The organism is Spirillospora sp. NPDC049652 (genome assembly GCF_040675125.1).
In the GTDB taxonomy this organism is placed as follows: domain Bacteria; phylum Actinomycetota; class Actinomycetes; order Streptosporangiales; family Streptosporangiaceae; genus Spirillospora.
In genome coordinates this window covers 1-3,720 of record NZ_JBFAOF010000740.1, presented here as the reverse complement: position 1 = coordinate 3,720, position 3,720 = coordinate 1, and the positions used below count along the sequence as shown (strand labels likewise).

The following is a 3,720-nucleotide window of genomic DNA, read 5'->3' as shown; positions in this document are numbered from 1 at the left end:
GTCACCACGCGCGGCGCGACCGAACTCATCGACGTCGCGCTCGCCCACCCCATCGCGCTGATCGCCAGCGCCCTCGGCACCCCTCCCCCGCTCATGGTCGAACGCGCCCAGGCCGCCGGGGTGCCGGTCGCCGCGCTCGTCGGCACCGTCGAGCACGCCCGCCGCCAGGTCGCCGCCGGCGTCGACCTCATCGTCGCGCAGGGCGGCGAGGCGGGCGGACACACCGGCGAGATCTCCACGATGGTGCTCGTCCCCGAGGTGGTGGACGCCGTCGCGCCGCTGCCCGTCCTCGCCGCGGGCGGCATCGCCACCGGGCGGCAGATGGCCGCCGCGCTCGCGCTCGGCGCGTCCGGGGTCTGGTGCGGCTCGGTCTGGCTCACCACCGAGGAGGCCGAGACCTCCCCCGCGGTGAAGGCCAAGATGCTCGCCGCGACCTCCCGCGACACCGTCCGCTCCCGGTCCCGCACCGGCAAGCCCGCCCGCCAGCTCCGCTCCGCCTGGACCGACGAGTGGGAGTCGCCGGACGGCCCCGGCCCGCTCGGCATGCCGCTCCAGATGATCATCGCCGAGGGCGCCATGCGGCAGATCACCAAGGTCGCCGAGTCCGGCAACGAGGGCGCCCGCGAACTGGCCAACTACTTCGTCGGGCAGTGCGTCGGCCTGATGAACACCGTCCGGCCCGCCCGCCAGGTCGTCTACGACATGGTCGAGGAGTTCGCCGAGGCGGTCGAGCGCCTCGACCGCATCACCGCCACCGACTGACCCGCCATCGACTGACCCGCCGCCGGCCGGTCGGCCGGCGGCGGGCGGCCCCGAGAGGGCAATCGCGCGGGGCTACTGGTTGAGGGGGCGGCCGGGGCCCTTGTTGATCTGGTCGACGAACAGCCGCGCCAGCGCGTCCTGGCCCTTGGCGGTCGGGTGGTAGCTGCGCGGCTCGGCCGACAGCGCGCCCAGGTTCACCGACAGGCCGTTCATGTAGGGGTCGGAGCTGCCCGCCTCGTGCCCGGAGAACGCGCTGTAGGCGTCCACGAACTCGACGCTGCCCTGCCCGCCGACGGCGGCGAGGTGCTCGTCGGACTCGGTCACGACCTGCCGGATCAGCTCGTTGAGGTCGCGGGCGCGGCCGTTCAGCCAGCGCTGGTCGTCCAGGGTGAGGTTGTCGCCGCCGTTCACCGAGACCTCCGAGAACGGCCGCGGGTACCCCATCACGATCACCCGGGCGCGCGGCGCACGCGCGGTGATCCTGGTGATGAGCCGCGGCAGGCTCTCGCGCAGCGCGGCCATCCGGTCGGCGATGGCGCCGCCCTGCTTCTCGCACCCCTTGGACCACGGCAGCTTGATGACGCAGCCGCCCATGATCTGGGCGAAGCCGATGTCGTTGCCGCCGACGCTGATCGTGACCAGGCTGGTGCCGCCCGTCACCCGGTCGAGCTGGGACGGCTCGCCGGACTTGCCCTCGACGATGTCGGCGGTCGTCGCCCCCGAGCAGGCCCAGAACGAGGTGCCCCCCGCGAACCGGAAGGCCTTGGCGACCGTGTGGTAGTAGGCGCGGGACGTCCGGTGGCAGCGGCTCAGCGGGTTCTGGTCGGCCAGCGTCGCCTCGGCGCCGACGCCCGAGGAGTAGGAGTCGCCGAGCGCGACGTAGGAGCCTTTGGTGGCGGCCTCGGCGGGGCCGGGCGGCTGGGTGCGGTCACGCGCGGCGGTCTTCGCCTGGAGCTCCGGCAGCGGCGCGCGGCACCCGGCGCCGAACACCTCGCAGCGGGCGGCCGGAAGGGCCGCCAGCGGCACGATCGCCGCCGCGAGCAGTACGAGAAGGAGGGCGACGGCGAGACCCCGATCACCGAAACGGGCTCGCACCCGCGCCGGCCATGTCCCCGGCCCCGCCATCGTCCTCCCTGTCCCTCGTCCCACCCGTAATGACGATCGTGGGGTGTCCCAGGTTCCCGCCTTTACGTAGTAGATCCGATTTATCCGGTTTCTTCCGGTGCCGGTCCGGTGACGCCGCAGGTGGAACCGGGGGCGGCCGGGGGAACATCTCATCCAGACACGACCGGCGGGTAAGACCACACTCACGGGAGCGGCGGACGATGCTGGCGATCCTGACGGGCCTGGGCCTGTCCACGGCGGCGGGGCTGAACGCCTACATCCCGCTGCTGCTGGTGGGGCTGCTCGCCCGGTTCACCGGCGTCCTGCACCTGCCGGAGACGTTCGGCTGGCTGACCGACGGCTGGGTGCTGGCCGGGATCGCCCTGCTGCTCGGCGCCGAGCTCGTCCTCGACAAGGTGCCCGTCGTGGACACCGTCAACGACGCCGTCCAGACGCTCGTCCGGCCCGCGGCGGGCGGCGTGGCCTTCGCCGCCACCGACGCGGCCGCCAAGGTCGACTCGTCCAGCTTCATGCACGACCATCCGTGGATCGGCTGGGTGCTCGGGATCGCCGTCGCGTTCCTCGTCCACGCCACCAAGATGAGCGTCCGGCCCGTGGTGAACGCGGGCACGCTCGGCACCGGCGCGCCCGTGGTCAGCGTCATCGAGGACGTCGTGTCCCTCGGCATGAGCCTGCTGGCGATCCTCGCGCCCGCCCTCGGCCTGGTCGCGCTCGTCCTGTTCGCCTACGTCGCCCTCCGCCTGCTGCGCAGAGCCCGCCGCCGGCGCCGCGCCCGCGCTACCACCGCCGCCGACTGACGTCCGCCTCCCTCTCAGGTAAGGGACGCGGGTTCCCCGTCCTAGGCGATGCGGGTCCGGTCCTCCGCGCTCCAGGCTTCTGCGCATGAAGCTGATCTCAAGGAAGACCTGGCTGCCGGCGGCCGGGCTCGCCGCGCTCGCGGCCGGCGGGGTGGCCGCCACGGCGGCGGGTCCCGTCGGTGCGGCCCAGCGGACTGCCCAGGAGGCTCCGGCGGGGTGCGTGCCGGTGGCCCGGGCGGTGTGCGGGACAGTGCGGGTGCCTCTCGTACGGGCACGCCCCGGGCTCGGCGACACCACCGTGGCCTACGCGCTGCTCAAGCACAGCGACACGTCCCGGCCCGCCCAGGGGACCGTGACGATCAATCCGGGCGGTCCCGGAGATTCGGCGATCGCGTCCGCCGCCACGTACGCGCGGATGTTCGGCGGGCTGCTGAAGGACCACGACCTGCTGCTCGTCGATCCGCGCGGGGTGAACCGCTCCGGCCCGCTCAGTTGCGGGACGCTCGGCTCGCTCCCCGCCACGCGGGACGCCTTCGTGCGAGCGGTCGGCGCGTGCGGCGAGCGGCTCGGAGCCCGCGCCCGCGGTTACACCTCGGCCGAGATCGCCGACGACATCGACGCCGTCCGGGCCAGGCTGCGGATCGGCCGGCTGGACCTGCTCGGCGAGTCCTACGGCACCTATCTGATGACGGTCTACGCGCAGCGCCACCCCGACCGGGTGCGGTCGGTCGTGCTCTCCAGCGCCTACCCGCTCGACCTGGACATGTGGGGACGCCCCAACGCGCGCGCCGCCCGCCGGACGCTGCGGCTGCTCTGCGAGCGCGGCTCCGGCGCCTGCGACGGCGACCAGGTGCTGCGTGACGTGGCGCGGCTCGCCCAGCGGCTCCGGACCCGTCCGATCCCCTACACGCTGGACGGACAGCAGCGCCGGCTGGACGACACCGCCCTGGCCGCGATCTTCTACGGCCTGGCCCAGCGGGCGCCCGCCGGGCTGGGCGGCTTCCCGGCGATGGTCCGCAGTGCCCTGCGCTCCGAC

The 3,720-nt window shown here is 74.0% G+C and carries 4 protein-coding genes; 3 read left to right on the top strand and 1 reads right to left on the bottom strand.

Going from position 1 to position 3,720, the window contains the following annotated elements; translation table 11 throughout:
• Nucleotides 1-762: NAD(P)H-dependent flavin oxidoreductase (locus tag AB0J52_RS31720; RefSeq protein WP_500186461.1), on the top strand; the 762-nt coding region annotated here is incomplete at its 5' end.
• Nucleotides 763-834: 72 nt separating this feature from the next.
• On the opposite strand, the gene AB0J52_RS31715 is transcribed toward AB0J52_RS31720, so the two are convergent.
• Nucleotides 835-1,857, bottom strand: a complete 1,023-nt coding sequence (locus AB0J52_RS31715) for an SGNH/GDSL hydrolase family protein (RefSeq protein WP_500186459.1) — start codon at nt 1,855-1,857, stop codon at nt 835-837.
• 230 nt (nt 1,858-2,087) lie between these two features.
• On the opposite strand from AB0J52_RS31715, the gene AB0J52_RS31710 reads away from it, so the two are divergent.
• Nucleotides 2,088-2,684 carry a DUF4126 domain-containing protein gene (locus AB0J52_RS31710; protein WP_500186458.1) on the top strand — a complete coding sequence of 199 codons (597 nt, stop codon included), beginning with the start codon at nt 2,088-2,090 and terminating at the stop codon, nt 2,682-2,684.
• Nucleotides 2,685-2,769: 85 nt separating this feature from the next.
• Nucleotides 2,770-3,720 (top strand): alpha/beta fold hydrolase (locus tag AB0J52_RS31705; RefSeq protein WP_500186456.1); only part of this gene is annotated, 951 nt, incomplete at its 3' end.

Coding starts and splice junctions, on each gene's coding strand:
- AB0J52_RS31710 (WP_500186458.1), top strand. CDS start 2,088: ATGCTGGCGATCCTGACGGGCCTGGGCCTGTCCACGGCGGCGGGGCTG.